The sequence below is a fragment of the Bdellovibrionales bacterium genome, assembly GCA_016714165.1.
Taxonomy (GTDB): Bacteria; Bdellovibrionota; Bdellovibrionia; order Bdellovibrionales; family UBA1609; genus JADJVA01.
Genome location: JADJNU010000001.1, coordinates 1,391,107 through 1,412,737, shown reverse-complemented (window position 1 = coordinate 1,412,737; position 21,631 = coordinate 1,391,107). Strand labels below are relative to the sequence as shown.

The window sequence follows — 21,631 nt, the reverse complement described above, 5'->3', positions numbered from 1 at the left end:
TCTGGCGAAATTCGGACGAGTATAAGAGGGGGGAGGAGGTGTCCCTTTTCCCTCGGCTATCGAGAAGAGAGATCGCTCTTTCGGTGACATTGTTGCAAACGCTTCTACGCATGATTTTGGGGGTCGATACGTCATTGAAGGAGACCCGAACCTTAGCTACGGTCGCCATCTCTTTATTTTGGTTGAGATTGAAGGGCAGGTCAGAGCCTTCACTGTTCCGGAGTTCAATCTCAAAGACTCATTGATCGAAGGAAATCTTCAGAATGGATACTTTGGTTCCCACGAGGGACTTTGGCAGGAAGTCTTGCGTCGCTTGCCTAACGGCGTAAGGGCACAGGTTCTATCAGCAGGAGAACTTTTGGTCACTGGTAAGAACGAGATTTTCGAAATTTATGGCAGATCAGGCACTTTTCCAGGTGACCAGTCTCACCTGGATTTCGCAGCTTCCAGACTTCCAGGTCTGGGGTTTGGCTTGGTACCAGACGTATCTAAGATAACCTACGCAATGAGACCCATCCCCAGTATTCGCCATGCGGCGGTAGAGGATTTGGCGACGGGAACCACGAAGGAGGATTTGCGTGTGCTGGCAACGAACCAAATCAAAGTTCAATTGGATCCACAACTGAAGACAGATTATGAGTTGCTCATTGAATTTGTTTCAATATTGATAAAAATGAAGCCTCATGATTGGCGGGACAACTATCAAAAGTATGTCTTTTGCTATATGGATGGCAATGAACATCAGAGGTATTTGGCCAACCATTTGTCAATCTACTATGTCGGTATAGTGAGTTTCTTTTTGAAGATTGAGCCTGAGCACTTCGTATTGAATGTTGTCAGAAAATCGGGTTATGGATTTTTGCGCAGACAAATATTGGAAATTCTAAACTTGTGGCTCGATGATACTCCTGCCGATTCACGCAGCTTTGCTTTGCCTTTCTCAGCAGGTCAGCTAAAAGAATGGAAGAAATTCCGCTCCAAAATTAAAAAAAGTCTTTTGTGTAACAAAACCGGCAGTCTCGATGCCTGTGGTTGAATCATAGAGTTTTAATTGGCTGTTTGAAAAAACTTCAAGAAAGTGGGGCCTGATGCGGTTGGCTCTCTTTTTCTTTCCTGGACTTGATCGCATCATCGTCTGGAGTCGTCCCTCGAGGAGGCAAATCCTTTGCAATATGGGCCGCAATGGAGGAAAAGACACATCCTTCTGGGGAATCAGGATGACTGATCATCAGAGGGACTCCGGCCTCAGAGCTGATAGCCACGTCGGGGTGAAAAGGGATTTCACCCAACTTTGGTATTTTCCTGACGGAGAGAAATGTATCAAGATCTCCTTTTGGAAAAAGTTGGATTTTTTGCTGAGTTTCGGGGTCGAGCAAATAAGACATATTCTCTACGAGTCCCAGCTGTGGAATGTTCACTTTGTCGTACATATCGAGAGCCTTTTTGGCGTCCGCAAAAGCGAGATTCTGAGGAGTGCACACAGTGATGGCTCCATTGACTGGAATTTTCTGTGCCACCGTTAAAGCAACATCACCCGTACCCGGCGGGAGATCGATGATCAAGTAGTCTAGGTTGCCCCATTCGACATCTCGGAAAAACTGGTCCATTGCTTTGAAGAGCATGGGACCCCTCCAAATGAGCGCCTGAGATTCCTCCACGAGAAAACCAATGCTCATAGCCTTTAGTCCATATCGTTGAAGTGGCTGGATCTTTCCATTTTCGCCGATGCTCGGCTTTTGATTTATGGCACCAAGCATCCTCGGGATGCTGGGACCGTAGAGATCTGCGTCCAATATTCCCACCTGGTAGTTCTTTCCTAAGGCAATGGCGATATTGATGGCGACTGTACTTTTGCCGACCCCACCCTTGCCTGATCCCACTGCAATGACGTTTTTAATGCCTGGAATTGCAGCTTGTTGGGAAAATGGATTTTGTGTCACGGGGGTCGCTCCTTTCGGATAGGGTTCTTCCACTGGGACTTGAAAAATACTTTGGGCGACCCAATAATAGGGATGTGGATCCCAAGGTCAAAGAATTCCTGATTTTAAATGGCGCGGTTTTGATTTTGGTGCTTTTTTACCTATTACGGCGCCGACCTCGCTCTCGGATGAAGCTATCGCTGAAGCGGGGTTGGAGTGGTCAAGGCGGCCCTCATGCTTCTTCGGCAGAGGGCTCGGGAATGGCTTCCCTCAGCGGGGACTCGAGTAGAAAAGCCCTCACGGGAGAATATGCGAAGAGCCTCACAGGGAATTCAGAAGGAATAGGGGGATCGAGCAAGAGATCGACGGATCCGGCAAACGCAGGTGAAAAGGAATCTGCGCCACGAAGATCTCTCAATGTGATCTTTAACTACAATGGGCACTCTTGGGATGCCTACGAGGTCTTGGGTCTTCCAGCAGGAAGCCCGATCGACAAGGTCAACGAAGCCTATCAATCCTGTCTCAAACTTGTCGACCAAGAGTCGCGCGTCTTTGTTGATACCGCTTACCAGTCTATTCTCGCACACCTGCGCTCTTAGTTACGCACCACATAAAGATCATTTTAAAAAGGAATTCAAGGCTCTTAGGCAAGCCGATATCAAGCCGTTTTGTTGACTCTTTCTTGTCGTCGGTGTTACCTCGAATCAGATAAAATATAAACCCCTCTCTCTTCGTTCTGAGGAATTTCATGCAAACCACTTTATTAAAAGATTTGTCAACTTTGGTTTCCTTGTCTAAGCGTCGCGGATTTGTATTTCAGAGCAGTGAAATTTACGGAGGTTTGAACTCATGTTGGGACTACGGTCCCCTCGGTACAAACTTGAAACTGAACCTTAAGCTGCATTGGTATCGCGCGATGACCCGGAGAAATGACATTGTGGGCCTCGATTCGGCCATATTGATGCATCCCACGGTTTGGAAAGCCTCTGGGCACATTGATGGGTTCTCAGATCCTCTGGTGGACTGCAAGAAGTGTAAAAATCGTTTTCGTGAAGATTCATCAATTGTGGATGGGAAAGTCGTGTGCCCGCGCTGTGGTTCAGCTGATGTGACAGAGTCTCGACAATTCAACCTTATGTTCAAGACTCATATGGGACCTGTGGCCGATGAAGGCAGCACGGTTTATTTGCGACCAGAGACGGCCCAAGGAATATTTGTCAATTTTGAGAATGTCGCCACGTCTATGCGCAAGAAGATCCCCTTTGGTGTCGCTCAAATTGGAAAATCCTTCCGCAATGAAATCACACCGGGTAATTTCACTTTTCGCACTCGAGAGTTCGAGCAGATGGAAATGCAATTTTTTGTAAAACCCGGAACAGACGAGGAGTGGTTTGAGGCCTGGAAGAAGATTCGTTGGAAATTCTATCTGAACATGGGCATTCGAGAAGAGAATTTGCGTTACAAGCAGCATGGCCCGGACGAGCTTGCGCACTACGCGAAAGCGGCTTTCGATGTGCAATATCAATTTCCGTTTGGTTGGCAGGAACTTGAAGGCGTGCACAATCGTGGCGATTTCGATCTGAGTCAACATCAGAAGTTTTCAAATAAAAAACTCGAGTATTTTGATGAGGCATCAAAGGAAAAGTTTTTACCTTATGTAATTGAAACAGCAGTGGGATGTGATCGTTTGTGTTTGGCGATACTTTGTGATGCCTACCGAGAAGAAAAAGTGGTGGAGGAGGGTCGTGAAGATGTTCGTGTGGTCATGGGCTTTAAGCCGGAGCTTGCTCCGATAAAGGTGGCCCTGCTGCCCCTCTCAAGAAAAGAGCCTCTTATAAAGATGGCCGCTGATTTGCGAGATGAGTTGGCGCTTGACTGGGACGTCGATTATGATGAAACGGCGAGTATTGGGAAGCGATATCGTCGGCAAGACGAGATTGGCACTCCACTTTGCGTGACCGTGGATTTTACAAGCATTGAGGACGAAGCTGTAACGGTTCGTCATCGCGATAGCATGAAACAGGATCGAGTTAAAATGTCAGAGCTGAAGCGCTATGTGGCTCAAAAATTAGCGGACTTTAACTAAATTCCATTGGAGGCTCTTATGGAAGTTCGGGAAAGATCGACATCTGTCTCTGCCGAGAAGTATCAATTGCCCAGTCAGTACATCTATTTTTTTTCGAAAACTCAGACCGATGGTCATGCTGGAATGAAAAGTATTCTTGGTGGCAAAGGAGCGAATCTCGCTGAAATGTCGTCATTGGGCATTTCAGTTCCGCCGGGATTCACCATATCTACAGAAATCTGCCAGGTGTTTCATCGTGCAGGCGAAGTCCTTCCAAATGAGGTAAAAAAAGCGGCAGAAGAGGCTTTAAAAAAAGTTGAAAACATCATAGGAAAGAAATTTGGAGATAATAGCAATCCTCTCTTGCTGAGTGTGCGGTCAGGTGCGCGGGCCAGTATGCCAGGAATGATGGACACTATCCTTAATTTGGGCCTCAATGATCAAGCCGTTGAAGGCTTGGCGAAACAATCTGGAAATGCGCGTTTTGCCTGGGACTCCTACCGGCGTTTTTTACAGATGTACTCTGATGTCGTGATGGGCATGAATTCTTCTTATCTAGAAGTCATTATGGAAGATCTCAAGGACTCTAAGAAATATTTGAATGACACGGATTTGAGTGTTGATGATTTGAAGTCCATGGTAGCGAAGTTTAAAAAACAGATTCTTGAAACTACGAGTCAGCAGTTTCCTATGGATCCAAAAGAGCAACTCTGGGGCGCTGTCTCAGCTGTATTCAAATCTTGGAATACTCCAAGAGCTAAGACCTATCGTGAATTGCACGGAATTCCGGCCAGTTGGGGAACGGCGGTAAATATCCAGTCGATGGTATTTGGAAATCGGGGAGATGATTCTGCGACGGGGGTGGCGTTCACACGAGATCCTTCGACTGGAGAATCCGTTTATTATGGTGAATTTCTAGTCAATGCCCAGGGTGAAGATGTGGTAGCGGGTATTCGCACTCCCCAGCCTATTACCAAGAAGGACGCTAAAGATTCAAGCCTTCCCTCCTTAGAAGAAATTATGCCAAAAGCCTATCAGGAGCTCACTGGCGTTTTTGATAGACTCGAAAAACACTACAAAGATATGCAGGATATTGAGTTTACCATTGAGCGAGGCGTTTTATGGATATTGCAAACTCGTAACGGAAAGAGAACCGCTCGGGCGGCTCTTCGCAGTGCCTGCGAAATGATCGATGAAAAACTGATCAGTCCCGAGGAAGCCATTTTGAGATTAGACCCGAAAAGTTTAGATCAGCTCCTCCATCCGGCCCTCGATCCGAACGCTCCAAGGAATTTGCTGACAAGGGCCCTACCGGCAAGCCCCGGCGGTGCGGTCGGCACGATCGTATTTAGCTCTGAGGAGGCCGTTCGAGCTGCGGCAGAGCAAAAAAAGGTGATTCTCGTCCGAATTGAAACTTCACCCGAGGACATTGAGGGAATGGTTTCTGCTCAGGGAATATTGACATCTCGCGGAGGAATGACTTCTCATGCCGCTGTCGTGGCTCGCGGAATGGGCAAGTGTTGTGTGGCCGGGGCAGGTGAGGCGGAGGTCGATTACGTCAAACGAGAATTGCGAATAAAGGGCTACGTGTTAAAAGAGGGAGAAACAATCACTTTAGATGGTTCCACGGGAGAGGTGTTTCTTGGTGAAGTCAAAATGCTCCCTCCAACCCTAGATAAATATTTTGAGCGTATCATGAAAATGGCTGATGATTATCGAAGTCTAGGAGTTCGGGCAAATGCAGATACTCGAACGGATGCAGCGACGGCCCGCAGGTTCGGAGCTGAGGGCATTGGCCTTTGTCGCACCGAGCATATGTTTTTTGGTGCAGACCGTATCGATGTCGTGCGCGAAATGATTATGGCAGATGATCGCCCAGAGAGAGTGCGCGCTCTCGATCGGCTGGCTCCTATGCAGCGCGAGGATTTTTTCGGTTTATTTCGCGAGATGAATGGGTACCCAGTGACCATTCGCCTTCTTGATCCTCCCTTACATGAATTTTTACCCCATTCTGAGGATGAACTTGCGGAGTTGGCGGCGCGTTTGAAATGGGATGTTGCGAAGATCCGTTCCAAGGTGCGTTCCCTTTCGGAAATAAATCCAATGCTTGGTCACCGTGGCTGTCGGTTGGCCATTACGTTTCCAGAGATTTATGAGATGCAAGCTCGAGCCATTGCTGAGGCGGCCATTGAAGTGATTAAAGGTGGCCAGAAATTATCTCCAGAAATTATGATTCCTCTGGTAGCTACCGAAGGGGAGTTGGCCCGTCTGCGTGAGCTGGTAGATCGGACCGTGAAAAGAGTCCAGGAGGATCATGGGGTTGTTTTTGAGTACCTCGTTGGGACGATGATTGAATTGCCGCGGGCCGCATTGATTGCCGATCAGCTTGCGCACAGTGCAGAATTTTTTAGCTTTGGAACCAATGACCTGACGCAAACAACTTTAGGTCTTTCTCGCGATGATTCCGGAAAGTTTTTGGCCACTTACGTCTCTGAGGGACTCTTTTTAGAGGATCCATTTGCTTCGATTGACGTAGGGGGCGTTGGAAAATTAGTTCAAAAAGGTGTTGAATTGGGGCTTCAAACCAGACCAGATATTAAGTTGGGGGGTTTGTGGGGAGCACGGAGGGGATCCGTCGAGTATTGAATTCTTCCATAACGTGGGACTACACTACGTTAGTTGCTCACCCTATCGAGTTCCCATCGCAAGGTTAGCAGCGGCGCAAGCGGCGCTCAAACAACGGAAGGTCCAACATTGAGAATCAAAAAATTAGAGATCGTCGGTTTTAAGTCGTTCAAGGATCGAACGGTTATTCACTTTGATGCGGGAATTACAGGAGTCGTGGGGCCGAACGGCTGTGGTAAGTCTAACATTGTTGACGCCCTCGTTTGGGTGATGGGGGAGATGTCGGCGAAACATTTGCGCGGATCTTCGATGGAGGATGTGATTTTTGCAGGCGCTGAGGGCTATGCGCCTCTTGGTTTGGCTGAAGTCAGTTTAACTCTTGAGAATGACGGAGGTCCCTTTCCCGCAAAGTACGCGCGATTTAGTGAAATAATGGTGACGCGCCGATTGCATAGGAATGGAGAGAGTGAGTATCTAATTAATAAGGAGCCCGCCAGGCTGCGCGACACTCAAGAAATATTCATGGATACGGGGGCTGGTTCTAAGGGATTTAGTATTATTGAGCAGGGGGCTATCGGCAAGATTATCACGGCAAAGCCGGAAGACCGTCGAACTCTTATTGAAGAAGCTGCTGGAATCACAAAATTCAAAGTTAGAAAACGGGAGTCTCAGCGAAAGCTCACGCAGACGGATCAAAACTTGGTGCGTCTTCAAGATATTATCGGAGAACAAAAGCGTCAGTTGGATAGTTTGCAGCGGCAGGCCCAAAGGGCCGAGCGTTATCGGAATCTCAAAAATGATATTCGAAACAAGGAACTTTGGGTCACGTCGAAGGCCTTCTTAGAATTGCGTGGCGATATAGAACAAGCTCAAAAAGGCTATATCCAGGCTCAGGACTGCGATACTTCGGTGACGACCGAGATCAGCGAAATGGAGTCAGAACTTGCAGAAATGAAACTGGAGGTGTTGGAGAGGGAGAACGATGTCGAAGCTCTCCAAGTGAAGCGGCAAAAAGTACAAGAGCAGAGCCAATTGCTTGAAAATGAAATAAGAGAATTGCGTTTTGAGATTGAGCAGGCCCGTCGCAACAAGGAGATGACGGGAAATATTTTAGAGCAATATCAGGCGAGGCAAAGAGCGCTGGAAAATGAAAAGAAGACCTATGAGGAGAGAGAGAGCCAGCTGGCACATATTTCTTCAGATCTTGATCAAAAATACGTCGTGAGCAATGAAAAGTATCAAACAGTGCAAAGACGTGTGTTAGAGGCGGATGAGGAACTGACGCAAACTCGTCGTGAGATGCTCGCCGTTTCACAATCAGAATCTCACATGAATGCGAAGCTCTTATCCGTTCAGACTCAGATTGAGGATGTTGGAATCAAGGCCGAGAACAGTCGTTCTGTACTTGCCGAACTTAACAGCAAAAGTGCGGGGTTTGAAGAGCGCCAGGCTAAGGTTTCGGCGGCCCTTGAATCTGAAAAGCAGATGCAGCTGGAAGTTGCCAGGGACGTGGAGACAATTCAAACAAATCTTGTGGTCTTAAAGGATCAGTTTGAAGAAAAGCGAGTTGAAGTTGAATCTTTCAAGGATGCTCTCAATGAGGTTTCCTCTCGACTTTACGGTCTTGAGAATCTTCACGCTAATTTTGAGGGTTTTGAGGATGGTGTAAAATCAGTCATGCTGTGGCAACGGCAGCGTTTGGAATCTCAGGATGTGGCAGATGGAGATATTTCTGAGAGTCAGTATCAACCGATGGTCGAAATCGTCGAGGTCCCCCAGGAATATGAGCTAGCGATGGAGGCCGCTCTTGGAAGTCGGTTGCAAATGCTATTGGCCCAGGATTCTCAATCGGCTCTCTCGGCTGTTGAGTATTTAAAAGAAAAAAAGTCTGGGAGATCGAGCTTTGTGGCTCTTGATATGAGCTCCGGATTGGAATCAGATTCGTGGGATCAAACAAATCTACTGAAGGAAAAGGGATTCAAAGCTCTTCTCACGGATGTTGTTGTTGTACCAGCGTCTTTTCAGAAGCAGGTTTCTTCTTTTCTCCGGGACGTCGTGGTTGTCGATAATATTCGCAATGCCATGGCTCTCCGTAAAGATTATTCAAATCTAAGCTTTGTCACTTTGGATGGAGATACACTTACGAACGAAGGGATATTGACGGGCGGGACCAATGAAAATGTCGAATCTGGTGTGCTCAAACGTCGTCGTGAAATAAAAGAACTTTCGATCAGACGTGAGGAATTTGCAGGAAAATTGTCTTTGGCCCAAATTGTTTTGAAAAAAATAGAGGCCAAGATCAAAAGCCTCAGCAGTGATTATGAGAGCTCAAAAAATCGTCAGAACGAAAAAGAAATCTCGGTTGCGGAGTTGAAAAAGGACTTAGAGCGAGCAGACAATGAGCTGAACAATGCTCGGGTCGCTCTGCGAAAACAACAAGAAGAGTCCTCTCGAGATGAAAATCAGCTTTTAGTTCTTCGTGAGCGAGAAGAAGAAATACAGGAATCGATCGAGGAAACTCGTGAAAAACGAATAGATCTGGAAAGTCAGGTTGAAACCCTAACGGAAGAATTGAGAAATGCTCGGTTAGGCATTGACAGTTTGCAGATGGAAGTAACTGAGTTAAAAGTTGAATCTGCCGCGAAAAAACAAGAGCTGGAAGGAATTCGTCATCAGCTCAAAATGGTTTCCAATTCTCTTTTCGATGTGAATCAGAACCTCTCGCAAATGTCAGAAGAATCAGAGAAAAGCACTGAGTCTCTTTCCTTGAACAGCTTGAAGGTAGAAGAGCAGAAACTTCAGCTCGAAAGAGTCATCAGTGAATTGCAGGTGATCCATGAGAATTTAAAGCTGGCCACAAATTCCTATGAGGAAATTGCAGCTCAAGAAAGCGATCTCAGCGATAAACTTTCTGTGGCCTTGCATTCGATCAACGAAAACAAAGCACGCCTCAATGAGGCCCAATTGAAACTCGAACAATATCGAATGAAGGAACGTTATCTCTTAGATCAGATTTTTGAAAGATATCAGTTAAATTTGGCAGAGGAGTCCTCTAAGTTTGCTGACATTGAGGGCGATTTGGCGACAACAGAAGCTGAACTTGAGGATTTGAAGGACAAGTTAAAGAGGATTGGGGAAGTCAACTTGTCTGCTATCGAAGAGTATGACGAGCTGTCTGAGCGATATCGGTTTCTCTCTCAGCAACATCAGGATCTCACAGAGGCGAAAGAGAGTTTGCGCAAGGTTATTGACCGAATCAATCGGATTTGCTCGAGACGATTTAGGGACACTTTTGAGTTGGTTAATGAGCGGTTTGTAAAAGTTTTTCCTGTTTTATTTGGCGGAGGTGAGGCGCGCCTTGTCATGGTGGAAGACCTCGAACACGGAGAACAAGGAATTGATATAGTGGCCAAGCCTCCTGGAAAAAAACTTCAAAACGTGGGTCTTCTTTCTGGCGGTGAGAAAGCTCTGACAGCGGTGTCCTTGATCTTTTCAATTTTCTTGGTTAAACCGTCACCTTACTGCCTTTTGGATGAGGTGGATGCGCCTTTGGATGATGCCAACGTCTATCGTTTTAATGATTTGGTTGGCGAGATGGCCAAGCGCAGTCAGATTATTGTGGTCACCCATAACAAACACACCATGAGGGTGGCAGATAAATTGTACGGCGTTACCATGGAGGAAAAGGGAGTCTCCAAAATGGTCTCGGTCAATTTAAACGAGGCCGAGAGAGTTGCTGAAGTATAATGGATACTGACATAATTGTGATGCTTGTTGCAGGCGGGGCTCTTTCGGGTCTTGTCGCCTTCCTTTCATATTATTTTCGACGCTCCACCGACAAACAAAGTCTTCAAAAGGTGAAGGTCTAACTTCCGAAGCCTCAACTCCCGCCGCACCTGCACACTGGATGCTCCAGCACCGACCCCGTCGGCACCCGCGCCCGCGCCTGGGTCCGCATCACCATTATTGCCTGCGTCCGCACCACCCGCGCCCGCGGCAATACCAATTCCCAAGGACCTCACTTCGGCTCTAGCCAATACGCGAGCAAACCTCTTCGGTCGCATAAAGGGGTTGTTTTCGGCAGACCATGATCTTTCGGCTGACGACCGGGAGGCTCTAGAAGAAATTTTGTACACGAGCGATTTAGGGCCAAAAACCGTACAGAGGTTGCTCGATGCTGTGGATGAAAGTTTGAGTCAGGGTCAGAAATCAGATTTAGAAGCTGTGAGAAGGGCTCTGAGTTCTGAAATTTTGAAGATATTTTCTTCTGTGCATGAAGAGCCAACGAATGGCGAGGCCAGATTGGCGAAAACAAATGAGGATGTGAGTGGAGTTCTTCATCTCACTGGAAATATTGAGACGAAGCCTCTTGTTTGGCTGATTGTTGGTGTCAACGGTGTGGGAAAAACAACAACAATCGGTAAACTCGCCAATGCTGTGGCCAAAAGCGGAAAAAAAGTTGTGGTTGCAGCAGGAGACACTTTTCGAGCTGCTGCCGGCGAGCAGTTGAAAATTTGGAGCGAGAGGGCGCAGGTTGAAATTTTCTCTCCTCCGGGAACGACGGATCCGAGTGCTGTGGCTTTTGATGCCTGTCAGATGGCTAAAGCAAGAGGCTTCGATGTTGTGATCATTGATACCGCAGGACGCCTGCACACTCAGACCAATCTCATGGAAGAGTTGCACAAGATGAAACGAGTGGTTCAGAAAGTTGTTCCTGATGGTCCCCATGAAATTTTGCTTGTTCTGGATGCCAACTCAGGACAGAACGCGCTCGTTCAGGCGCGAAACTTTCATGATATTCTCAAATTGTCCGGGGTGGTCTTAACAAAAATGGATGGGACAGCCAAAGGTGGTGTGGCTGTAGGACTTGCCTGTGAATTGGAACTCCCGATCCGCCTCATTGGCGTTGGTGAAGGAATTGACGATTTGCGCCCTTTTTGTAGCAAAGAGTTTGTGAACTCCATTCTTTGAGTCACTGGTTCTGTAATTATGCACTATTCAGTCCTCCCTCTTGGAGCCCTGCCGAAAAACGGCTCTTTACCTAACTGGAATAGTTATTGCTGGAACCTGATTGGCCAAAACTTGAGAGCTGGAGGAGAAATAATTGCTAATAGCTTGTTTCATCATATTGCGAATGCTTGTATGGACAGGTTTCTCTGAATTATCAATGGGCCATCTTAAAGAATTTGCGGAAAATTCTCAAAAAAAAGATTGCCGATCCGCCCTAGTTGAAATCCCGGCAGGCGAAAGATCAGGCACACCTGCCGTCCAGTGGTCTGGCCGAGATTTTATAGACTTTAGAAGTATTCCTATCGAAATGGAATAGGTTACATATATTTTCAAGGTCAAGAAATTGCGGCACCCATTGGAGCTAAGTGGGATGGGGACAACATTGTATTCAAACTTAAAAAACGGAAAACTGCTGTCAACTCGATTTTGCAGGGCTTTGTGGGTATTCAGAAATTTGAAGATTTCCCTCCTGACCATGTTTTTGAAGAGTTTTTTAACAGAGCGAGGGAGCGGGGTTATCAACCACTTGACCCAGACGCACATTTCTCTATCCTCATCGCCAGAAATCGACCGCACATAACTCAGGAATTGCCAGATATAATAGGTTATTCGGTAATGAGTTTTTCCTATCCAGGAATGGGTGAGATGTTTTTTGTGGAGGGGGTTATTAAAGCCATCTTTGTTACTGTGTCGCAGGCTGGTAGCTATACAGGTGCTTATCTCATTGTTGACACTCCTGCGGCCGATAATATCACAGTACCCATCTGGGAAGAACCTGCCCATAACAACACAAGCAATGTTTGGATCAAACCGAACCAACAGTGAAATTGATATCCCCTCTTAGTCTGGCCTTGTACCTGAGAGAGCATCTGATTCGGCTAATGGAAATTTTAAGGATCGATGAAATTGTTGTTGAAAAACAAGTTCATTGAAAAACAGGGAAGTCCTCACCTTCGACAATTTCCAAGAGCCCATTCACCGGATCATGTACAGCGAATAGCGATTTCTGACCAACGTATACACGACGTCGATTCCCGAGGTATGTGGTCGAGATTGCAAATTGGTAGATTTGGCACTGGTAAAGGTTTGCCATTTCGGTGACCCTTCCAGTTCTGGATAAGAATTCTCCGAACTGATGGTGAGGGATCTCGCCGACAAAATTCAACTGAAAACCAACTCCCTCGGAGACGAGCTTTGTACGGAGTTCTTCCGCAACTGTCTTCATCAGGAGCGACACCACTCGCTGGTGAGTCAGAAAGAATGCAGACACATTGTTCTCTATATCCTCAGTTAAACTTTCATGGGTTATACTTAAGACTTGCTGACAGGTTCGGCGGTCTAAGCCGAATTGAAGAGGAATCACACTTGCCCATGCGCTGATTCCGCAAGACCAAGATAACAATAAAAATATAATGGCTTTCATTGGCACAAAATATAGTTTTGAGAGGCTGTGGTCAACGAGGAGTGACAGAAATCGTAAATTGTTATGAGCATACGACAAATTTTGGAACTGAAGCTGGGTAATGGCAATCAAAGTATTGATAAGCCCAAACAAGGCCGTTATTACCCCAACCGCCAAAATCCCTTCATACAATGCACCTTCCAGTCTCTCATACCGTGCTATGGAGTAAGGCTTCGATCAGAGCCTTAGATTGAACTCTACACCACCGATATCGAAGCTTCAGATTTAGCAAGATGAGCCGTAATGACCATATCGCGAATATATCCCGAATACCCACAAATGAGATTACATAAGCTTCGTTTTTAACCCTCAAGAACGAACTACGCCGACCAATGATGTTCGGGGCGATCGACATATAAATAGATGATCCTGCGTTTTAATTGGGGGCCTAGAACGCCGAGATGACCTGCCCGAAATTGTCATCTCCATTTCCTATTTTCAATAAAATCTATCTGGCTTGGCGTTTAAGCGGGTGAGCAAGGTGGCATCCCGAATGCTCTAGGATTCCATTGTGATTTGAGCTCAACATGGAGGAGAGCAATGACTGTTATAGCAAGGAAGAAGTTAGAGTTTTCCAAAGAAGGGTATCGCCAACCAATTGTGCTTGGCCTGTTTTTAGTTCTATTTTTTTGGATACAGTTTGCCGAAGGCCAGAAGCGAAATGACTCCCCGGTAGCAGGCGGAAACTCCGATGCGCAAAGAGCCTCGAAGGCTTCGATGTCAGGCAAGAGCGTGATGTTTGACCAAACGAAATTGCGACCAGGTGACGTATCTTCGTTTGAAACGTTTCGACGCAGTATTGTTAATTCTGCTCTTAGCTATGACCTTCCTCCTGATCTTTCGGGAGGAGAAGAGAAGGCAGCTGGAAAAAAGTCAGATGAGGAAAAGGAACTGTCCTTCCCGTCTTTCCCTCGAGTTTGGACAGAGCGATCAATGGAGGATTATTCGGGAATCAGTGCTTATGCTTCGGCAACTATACCCATCCCTTTTGTAACTGGAACAACTTATGGTCTGAGACTGAATAAAAACTATAGATATTCAGTTAAAACAACATTTGTTTTGGTGGCCTCAGATTCTTCGGATCACTCAAAAAATCAGACCAGGCCAAGGTGCGACAGGCAAATAGCGAAGATGAAGATAAAATTCTGAGATTTGATCATTCTACCATGCACGCTTATCCCAACGTATCCGATGAGGTACAGATGGTAGGACTTTGCTCCTATGATATTTCCCTATCAAATGAGTTCAATACTCAAAATGGATTTTCTGTCAGTGGGAGCTTAGGTAAATTAGCTGCTGGGTTAGGTGTCACTTATGAAAAAGGAAAAGTAGAGGTTGCTAAAACAACGCGTTTTTCGAAATTTATAAAGCTGGACCCTGCGGTATCGATAGACGAATATCTAAGAATTGTATGCATGGATGAGTTTAATGAATCAAAAAAGAAAGAAATCGAATCACATTTTAATAAAATTGTCCTTGAGATGATGTGGCATCGAAATCCAGACAGCACGTGCAAGCCTTCGCTGGGCAACCCCGAGGAGTCCTTCCCGAATGGTGATCGTTCTTGCATGGAGTGGTATTCTGATAGTTTCGATTCTCATTTGAGAAAAAGAACTATTCCGCGCTGCGAGATTCAAGCCGATGGAGCCCATCGCTGTGTTCTCAAATCTCGTGAAAATGCAACTTGTCCTATGTTTCTCGATCGTAAAGCGGGTACGTACAGCCCCTTTTTAAACCGTGAGACTCATCGCTTGTCAGTGACCTCAGGGGCTTATGAAAGGCCTTGCGACGAGAAGTCAGGACTTAAGTGCCAGTTCGTTGACAAACCTTCCATGTTTGCGCTTGGAATCCCTCTGATTATGGGGTCCGCTCGATGTTCGCGATAGGAACGGCGCAACGCATCTTATGTCGATGATAAGGTCCTGGAATGCGAAAAGGCGCTCCAGGCCTGCCTTCACGGTTGTGGATTTCATGTTTTTATCCCCTTATTTTTATTTCATAATTAAATAGAATTTTCCGACTCTTAGATCTGATATAGTAGAGAGAAGTTCCTTGGTGAGGGCTGAGCGTTTGGCATTGAGTGGTTCAAAACGATGATGTCGCAGCATTCTTCTATTTTATTGACCCTTTCTGGTGTCTCATTTTTTATGCTGGGGATGAATCTCGCCAGCGAGAACTTGCAAAAACTTGCGGCCAATCGAACTCGTGATTTGATCGTGAGTCTTTCTAAACGCCCCTTTTTCGGAGTGTTGGTTGGAATCGGTCTGACTTTAATTATTCAGAGTTCGGGCGCCGTGACGTCCATGTTGGTCGGTCTCGGGTCTGCGGGAGTGTTTGGCCTCCAGCAAGTCATGAGCGTCATCTTAGGGTCGACAGTAGGAACCACTTTTACAGTGCAACTGCTGAGCTTGAATGTGGCCCAGTATGGTCTGCCCATTTTTGCCGTCTCTTTTACAATCTTTTTTCTCGCAAAAAATCGCATTCTTAAACAAGTGATGGCGACAGCCATGGGCTTTGGTTTGATTTTTTTTGGCCTTGAGATGATTGGCTTCGGAACGCAGGAGTTAAGGAATGTGCAAACCTTTTCCTCCTTTTTAAGAAGTCTGAATGAGAATCCTTTCCTCGCGCTACTAGTAACGGCGACGTTTACGGGAATTGTTCATAGCAGTGCGGTCACGATCGGTTTTGCAATGGCCTTGACGGTTTCAGGCCAAATCAGTCTAGTCGATGCCGTGTATTGGGTCTACGGAGCAAACATTGGAACGACAGCGACAGCCCTCCTTGCCAGCTTTGGAGGAAACTATGTGGGCCGCCAGGTGGCCTGGGCCCATTGTTTCTACAAAATTGTGAGTGTTTTGTTGTTTCTGCCCTTTACAGAGCAACTGGCCAATTTATTTGGATCAGAAAGTCCGCAGAGGGATTTGGCAAATATTCATACAGCTTTCAATGTTGGAGCTGCCGCAGTCTTTTATCCCTTTATCAAGCATGGATCCAGACTTATCGAAAAGGTCTTCCCCCCATCCGAAGCAGAAAAGGAATTCACCGTTAAATTCCTTGATCGGGGAAACTATCAGAGCACCTCCGTTGCGGTTGCTCATGCCGAGCGTGAAGTTTTAAGGATGGCAGATATCGTATTGAGCATGGTGAAAGACTCCTGCCGAATTTTGAAGGATGAAAGCCCTGATCTCGAGCACGATATTCGCTTGAGAGATGATCGGGTTGACCTGCTCAATCGCGAGATCAATCTGTTTTTGGTCAGACACATGGAAGACGGTGATATTGTTGCACAAAAAAACATGATGCGAATAATTGATTTTTCGGCTGATTTGGAGAGTGCGGCAGATGTGGTTGACAACAGTCTCTTAGATTTGGCTCGCAAAAAGCACACCTTGAAATTGGAATTTACGAGCGAAGGGTGGAAAGAGATTCAGGAAATTCATAGGGAAGTCGTGAAGGCCGTGGAGATGTCGATTAGCTGCTTCCAGGTAGAAGATAAGGAATTGGCTGCTAAGGTCATTTTTCACAAGCGAGAGATTCGTCAAATGGAGCGACGCTTTCGGGAAGCCAATATAGAACGCCTCGTCAAAGGCCGTAATACTTCCGTTAACACAAGTTCTATTCATTTGGACGCCCTCACCGAGTTCCGTCGCATTGTTGGGATCGTCTCAAATCACGCCTACGGCCTTCTCAAAGATGCGGATCCCTATAACGCTCTGCCACGTCGCTGACCAAAGGCCGAATTCTGTTAAAGGACCGCTTTAGGTTTGACCCTTTATTAGCTATATATTATCAATATTACTGGAGAAAACTAAAAGACTGGTAGTGGGAGAGTGGGAGAAATCATGGAAGAAGCAACCAAGAGGACATATGAGGTGTTGATTGCTGGACTGCCTCTGAAGCTTCGTTCTTCACATGATGACAAAACGGTCGCAAAGCTTGTGGCCTTAGTGGATGAAAAAGTGAATGAAGCCATGGGTGGGCACGCGAATGTGTCCTTTCAAAATGCCCTGTTGCTTGCCTCCTTACATATTGCCGAAGAGCTGATTCTACTCAAACGAGTTGCATTTGAAGAACTGCATGGGTTGGAAATCAAGGCTCAGGAAGTTCTTACCAGTCTAGAGTCTTCTCCATTAACCCAGACCGGGTTGGATCACTGAGTTTAATGGAAGATGGAGAGCGAAGTTTGGATTTATGGGTGAGAAAGCAATGACAACATATATTTTATCTTTGATTGATTGATTGATCGATTGATTGATCGATCGGGTTGTTGCAACTGACTTAATTATGTTCTGGATCCCCGCCCCTCTCTCTCAAATAATTAGGCTTTAGATAGGTTCAGTCTGGATCTCGCGAAGTGCGAGGCGATGATGTTAGGGAACTTGGAGCAAATAAAGAAAACAGCCGTACGCAAGGCGTATCTGGCTCAGAGAGCTGAGTTTGTTAAGAATTCTCATGCCCGCCTTTTTTCAATTAACTCGGCGATCAGTAAGAACGTCCTGGATCTTTTGAATAAGCAAAGGCCAAATTTGATAGCGACTTACAGCCCTCTCAAAGAGGAGGCTGATCCCAATGGTTTTCAGAAGGACCTGCCGGATTGCTCGTTTGCCTATCCCTCGGTCGATGGCTCCAATCTTTCTTTTTGGGTGCCAAAAGGCCAATTGGGTAAGGATCCAATGATGTGGAGGCCAGGTCCATTTGGTATTCAGGAGCCCGATCCACAAAAATGTGAGCTGGTACAAATAGATGATTGTGATTTTATTTTAGTGCCGGGAGTTAGTTTTGATCGGTGTGGACGGAGAGTAGGTTATGGCAAGGGTTTCTATGATCGGGCCCTTGGTAAAGCTTCAAGAATAAAAATTGGTATTTGTTTTTCTGTTCAGCTGTCGCAGGAGCCACTTCCTTATGGAGACGGTGACGTGAAGATGGACTGGATTGTGACTGAAAATTCGATGCAGGAGTGCGTCGACTGAGAAAGGAATTGGAGTCATGGGAACCGAAATTGTTGTTACCGGATTTGTGAGTCTGGTTTTGGGTTTGGTCGGTGGAGTAGGTGCTTTGATCCTATTCTACAAAATGACTGGTCAAAACAAGATTCAGGAGACGGAAAAAGAGGCTGAAAAAATTGTTCAAAGAGCGAAGAACCAAGCCATAAAAATAGAAAGAGATTCGGCCAGCAGGGCCAAAGAATTCGAAGCTCGGGCTCGACGCAATGTCGAAAACGACATCAAGAAAGAAAGGCAGAAAGCAGAGGGCATAGAAAGGCAGCTGAAAGAAAAGGACGCTCGGCTGGAATCTGACTATAAGCGAAAGAATGAAGTTCTTGAAAATAAGATTCACGATTTGGACGAAAAGGCTGAACGCATTCAGATCACTCAATCTCGCATTGCAGATTTGGAGCAAAAGGCTCAACACCAGATTAACGATCTGCGAGAAAAATTGGAGAGCGTGGCAAATATGAGTTCTGATCAAGCTCGTGACGAACTTCGGCGGGCTCTTGAAGACGAGGTGAGAAACAATATCTCGGGTGAGCTTCAGAAAATCGAAGATGACGCCCGAGCTGAAGCCCATCGCAACGCGAAGCGGGTGATTTCTGTCGCCATTTCCCGCTTTGCAGGGGAGGTCGCCGCTGAGCGAACCGTCGCGACTGTCCCGCTCACAAGTGATGAAATGAAGGGGAAGATTATCGGTAGAGAAGGGCGCAATATTCGCGCGCTAGAGGCGGCCTGCGGGGTGGATTTGATCATTGATGAGACACCTGAAGCTGTGATTATTTCCAGTTTTGACTCGGTCAGGAGAGAGGTCGCTCGCTTGGCCTTGATAAAATTGATAGAAGATGGGCGAGTGCATCCCGCTCGCATTGAAGAAGTTGTGGACAAGGTCAAAAGTGAACTGTTTGCGAGTATCAAAGAGGACGGAGAGAAAGCTTGTTTTGATCTTGGAGTTCATGGCTTACATGCGAGTATCATCAATCTCTTGGGTGGTCTGAAATATCGCCACACCGAAACTCAGAATCTGCTTGCACACAGTATTGAAGTTGCCATGGTGGCAGGCATGATGGCGGCTGAAATTGGTTATGATGAAAAACTAGCAAGGCGCGCAGGCCTTTTGCATGATATTGGAAAAGCCATCGATCACACAGTTGATGGAAGTCATGCGATGGTGGGTGCTGAATTTGCAAAACGCCATGGTGAGAAGGAACAGGTTTGTCACGCGATTCGTGCCCACCACGACGAAGAAAAACCAGAATCGATTCTGGCACATTTGGTTCAGGCAGCGAATAGTCTTTCAAAGGCGAGACCGGGTGCCCGCCGCCATATGATGGAAAATTACATTCGGCGTCTTGAGGATCTTGAGTCGATTGGAAACAGCTTCGATGGTGTTTCCCGTACCTTCGCAATTCAGTCGGGCAAAGAAATTAGGGTTTTGGTTGACAGTTCAAAAGTAACAGATGAGCAGTCGATCATGCTCAGTCGCGATATCGCACGTAAAATTGAGCGGGAGCTAAACTATCCAGGTCAGGTCAAAGTGACGGTTGTTCGCGAAACTCGCATGGTTGAACACGCGAGATAGGATTTGAGAGGGGTTTGCAATGTCTCGGTTAAGTCCCAATGAGCAAGTGAGAGAGCTCAGTCGAGGAGTGGTTGATTTCATATCCGAAAAAGAGCTTTTGGAGAAACTGACTCGCTGTGAAAAGGAAAATAGACCCCTGAGGGTTAAGGCAGGATTCGATCCTTCACGTCCTGATCTTCATCTTGGACATACCGTGCTTATGAACAAGATGAAGCAATTTCAAGATTTGGGTCATGAGATCATTTTTTTGATTGGTGACTTTACGGCGATGATAGGCGATCCCACTGGCAAAGTTGAGACTCGTCCTGCTCTCACGATGGAAGAGGTGAGAGTGAACGCAGAGACCTATGCTCGACAGGTATTCAAGATCCTCGATCCTGAAAAAACGCTTGTGGACTACAATTCTCGTTGGATGAATAATTTTACTTCAGCCGATTTTATCCGACTTTCCAGCCAATATACGGTAGCCCGAATGATGGAAAGAGATGATTTTTCAAAACGATTTCAGAGCCATCAGAGTATCTGTATTCATGAATTTTTGTACCCCTTGGTTCAAGGTTATGATTCCGTTGCGCTAAAAGCAGATGTCGAACTTGGAGGCACTGACCAAAAATTTAATCTTCTGGTCGGTCGGGACTTGCAAAAGTCTTACGGAGTTGAGAGCCAGTGTGTTTTGACCATGCCCATTCTTGAAGGCCTTGATGGGGTTCAGAAAATGTCAAAGAGTCTGGATAACTACATTGCCGTGGAGGACAGTCCTCGAGAGATGTTTGGCAAAACCATGCGCGTTTCGGATGAATTGATGGTTCGTTACTATGAACTCCTGACGGATAAAACCAGCGGGGAGATGGATGAATTGAAGCAGATGCTGGGATCAGGACAAAAGCATCCGAGGGAGGCCAAAGTGGAGCTGGCTCACTTTTTTGTTTCTCGTTTTCATTCTCTTCAGGACGCAAACAGGGCTGTTGAGGAATTCAATCGTATTTTTGTGGACAAGGGGCTACCCGACGAGATGCCCGAATTCAAGTTGCCCGCCGAGAAGGGACTATGGATTTGTCACTTGCTAAAGCAACTTGATTTGGTGACATCGACGAGCGAAGCGAGACGGCTGATTCAGGGACGTGCCATCGAGAAGGGTGGAGAGAAAATTGAAGATCCACAAATGAAAATCGATCTTGTTGCAGGCGATGAATTTATTTTAAAAGTTGGCAGAAAGAAATTTGCTAAAGTTCAGGTGTTAAAATGAAAGTTAAATTTCTGCCTCAAGGCATCGAGCTCGAGATACAGCCCAATCAAACAGTGATGGATCTCGCACATCGGAATGGAATTTTCATTAAGTCCATCTGTAACGGCGTGCCCAACTGTGCCGAATGTCGAGTCAAACTCGTCGAGGGAGAGTACAATGTGCTGCCTCCATCAAGTAAGGAGCTCTCTTTGATTGGATCGGGTCACTTCATTGACCAACGTCGCCTGTCCTGTCAGCTTTACTGTTTTGGCGATATCACTGTTGATTTGACGGAACAAGAAAAGAAAGAGCATGAAGGCCCTCCCGGCTCGCGTCGATTTCAGGTTGACCTCCGAAACGAAGGAGTCGTTTCTAAAGCCGTAACCGGAAATTTAATCCAGCAAGACGATGATATTGTTCAGGCCATAACTGAGGATTTAAATAATCCCAATAGCCCCGCAGTTGGCAAAGTTGGAAAAAAAGGAGAACCAAATTTAGGTAACTCTAAGTCTCGATTGGAGGCCATGATAAAGAGGACCGAGGACAAATCAAAAAATCAGTCAAATTCGGATCGTCCCTCATCAAACAAACGGCGCCGACGGCGGCGGCGATAAAGGATCCAGCAGGGAGTGGATCTTTAAACTCCAAACGAAGTGCCCGGAAATGACTCGTATAAAAAATAGGTTCTTGATTCTACAAGAGTCTCCTAGCGATAAGGGTGTGGGACTGTCCGCAATCCAGTCCCTTCCGAGATT

The 21,631-nt window shown here is 46.3% G+C and carries 16 protein-coding genes and 1 pseudogene; 15 read left to right on the top strand and 2 right to left on the bottom strand.

The genetic code is table 11. The annotated features are described in order from the left end of the window. Positions 1–178: 178 nt before the first annotated feature. Positions 179–1,036: a hypothetical protein gene (locus IPJ71_06300; GenBank protein MBK7843296.1), complete on the top strand. Its 858-nt coding sequence runs from the start codon at positions 179–181 to the stop codon at positions 1,034–1,036. 34 nt (positions 1,037–1,070) lie between these two features. Here the strand turns inward: IPJ71_06300 and IPJ71_06295 are convergent, their stop codons facing one another. Beyond that, positions 1,071–1,940, bottom strand: coding sequence for an Mrp/NBP35 family ATP-binding protein (locus tag IPJ71_06295; protein ID MBK7843295.1), 870 nt, complete (start codon positions 1,938–1,940; stop codon positions 1,071–1,073). Here IPJ71_06295 and IPJ71_06290 point away from each other — a divergent pair. The 6 genes and pseudogenes from IPJ71_06290 (at position 1,934) to IPJ71_06265 (ending at position 12,444) form a co-directional block, all read left to right on the top strand. Next, on the top strand, positions 1,934–2,518 hold the full coding sequence (locus IPJ71_06290; GenBank protein MBK7843294.1) for a hypothetical protein: 585 nt from the start codon (positions 1,934–1,936) through the stop codon (positions 2,516–2,518). The genes IPJ71_06295 and IPJ71_06290 overlap by 7 nt on opposite strands. A 149-nt stretch (positions 2,519–2,667) precedes the next feature. Next, positions 2,668–4,005 (top strand): glycine--tRNA ligase, encoded by a 1,338-nt coding sequence (locus IPJ71_06285; GenBank protein MBK7843293.1) that lies wholly within the window; start codon positions 2,668–2,670, stop codon positions 4,003–4,005. Positions 4,006–4,023: 18 nt separating this feature from the next. Next, a pseudogene (locus IPJ71_06280) lies at positions 4,024–6,742 on the top strand (pyruvate, phosphate dikinase). Then, a complete protein-coding gene (smc, locus tag IPJ71_06275; protein ID MBK7843292.1) occupies positions 6,739–10,356 on the top strand; it encodes a chromosome segregation protein SMC in 3,618 nt (1,205 codons plus the stop codon). The pseudogene IPJ71_06280 and the gene smc overlap by 4 nt, the downstream one beginning before the upstream one ends. Positions 10,357–10,512: 156 nt before the next feature. Further along, the gene (ftsY, locus tag IPJ71_06270) at positions 10,513–11,580 is read left to right on the top strand and encodes a signal recognition particle-docking protein FtsY (GenBank protein MBK7843291.1); all 1,068 of its coding nucleotides are present in this window, start codon (positions 10,513–10,515) and stop codon (positions 11,578–11,580) included. 477 nt (positions 11,581–12,057) lie between these two features. Then, positions 12,058–12,444, top strand: a complete 387-nt coding sequence (locus IPJ71_06265) for a hypothetical protein (protein MBK7843290.1) — start codon at positions 12,058–12,060, stop codon at positions 12,442–12,444. A 100-nt stretch (positions 12,445–12,544) separates the two neighbouring features. Here IPJ71_06265 and IPJ71_06260 read toward each other — a convergent pair whose 3' ends face one another. Continuing rightward, complete coding sequence (locus IPJ71_06260; protein MBK7843289.1) at positions 12,545–13,042, bottom strand: hypothetical protein; 498 nt, start codon at positions 13,040–13,042, stop codon at positions 12,545–12,547. A gap of 579 nt (positions 13,043–13,621) precedes the next feature. Between IPJ71_06260 and IPJ71_06255 the strand changes: the two genes are divergently transcribed. From IPJ71_06255 to IPJ71_06220, 8 genes are all read left to right on the top strand, one after another. Then, entirely contained in the window at positions 13,622–14,230 is a 609-nt protein-coding gene (locus IPJ71_06255; GenBank protein MBK7843288.1) for a hypothetical protein, read from the top strand. After that, positions 14,191–14,967, top strand: a complete 777-nt coding sequence (locus tag IPJ71_06250; protein MBK7843287.1) for a hypothetical protein — start codon at positions 14,191–14,193, stop codon at positions 14,965–14,967. The genes IPJ71_06255 and IPJ71_06250 overlap by 40 nt, the downstream gene beginning before the upstream one ends. A 207-nt stretch (positions 14,968–15,174) precedes the next feature. Next, complete coding sequence (locus IPJ71_06245; GenBank protein MBK7843286.1) at positions 15,175–16,809, top strand: Na/Pi cotransporter family protein; 1,635 nt, start codon at positions 15,175–15,177, stop codon at positions 16,807–16,809. A 114-nt stretch (positions 16,810–16,923) separates the two neighbouring features. After that, a complete protein-coding gene (locus tag IPJ71_06240) occupies positions 16,924–17,238 on the top strand; it encodes a cell division protein ZapA (protein ID MBK7843285.1) in 315 nt (104 codons plus the stop codon). 207 nt (positions 17,239–17,445) lie between these two features. Beyond that, positions 17,446–18,051, top strand: a complete 606-nt coding sequence (locus IPJ71_06235; protein ID MBK7843284.1) for a 5-formyltetrahydrofolate cyclo-ligase — start codon at positions 17,446–17,448, stop codon at positions 18,049–18,051. 16 nt (positions 18,052–18,067) lie between these two features. Continuing rightward, on the top strand, positions 18,068–19,651 hold the full coding sequence (gene rny, locus IPJ71_06230; protein MBK7843283.1) for a ribonuclease Y: 1,584 nt from the start codon (positions 18,068–18,070) through the stop codon (positions 19,649–19,651). Positions 19,652–19,670: 19 nt separating this feature from the next. Further along, entirely contained in the window at positions 19,671–20,897 is a 1,227-nt protein-coding gene (locus tag IPJ71_06225; GenBank protein MBK7843282.1) for a tyrosine--tRNA ligase, read from the top strand. After that, entirely contained in the window at positions 20,894–21,490 is a 597-nt protein-coding gene (locus IPJ71_06220; GenBank protein ID MBK7843281.1) for a 2Fe-2S iron-sulfur cluster binding domain-containing protein, read from the top strand. The genes IPJ71_06225 and IPJ71_06220 overlap by 4 nt, the downstream gene beginning before the upstream one ends. Positions 21,491–21,631: the final 141 nt, after the last annotated feature.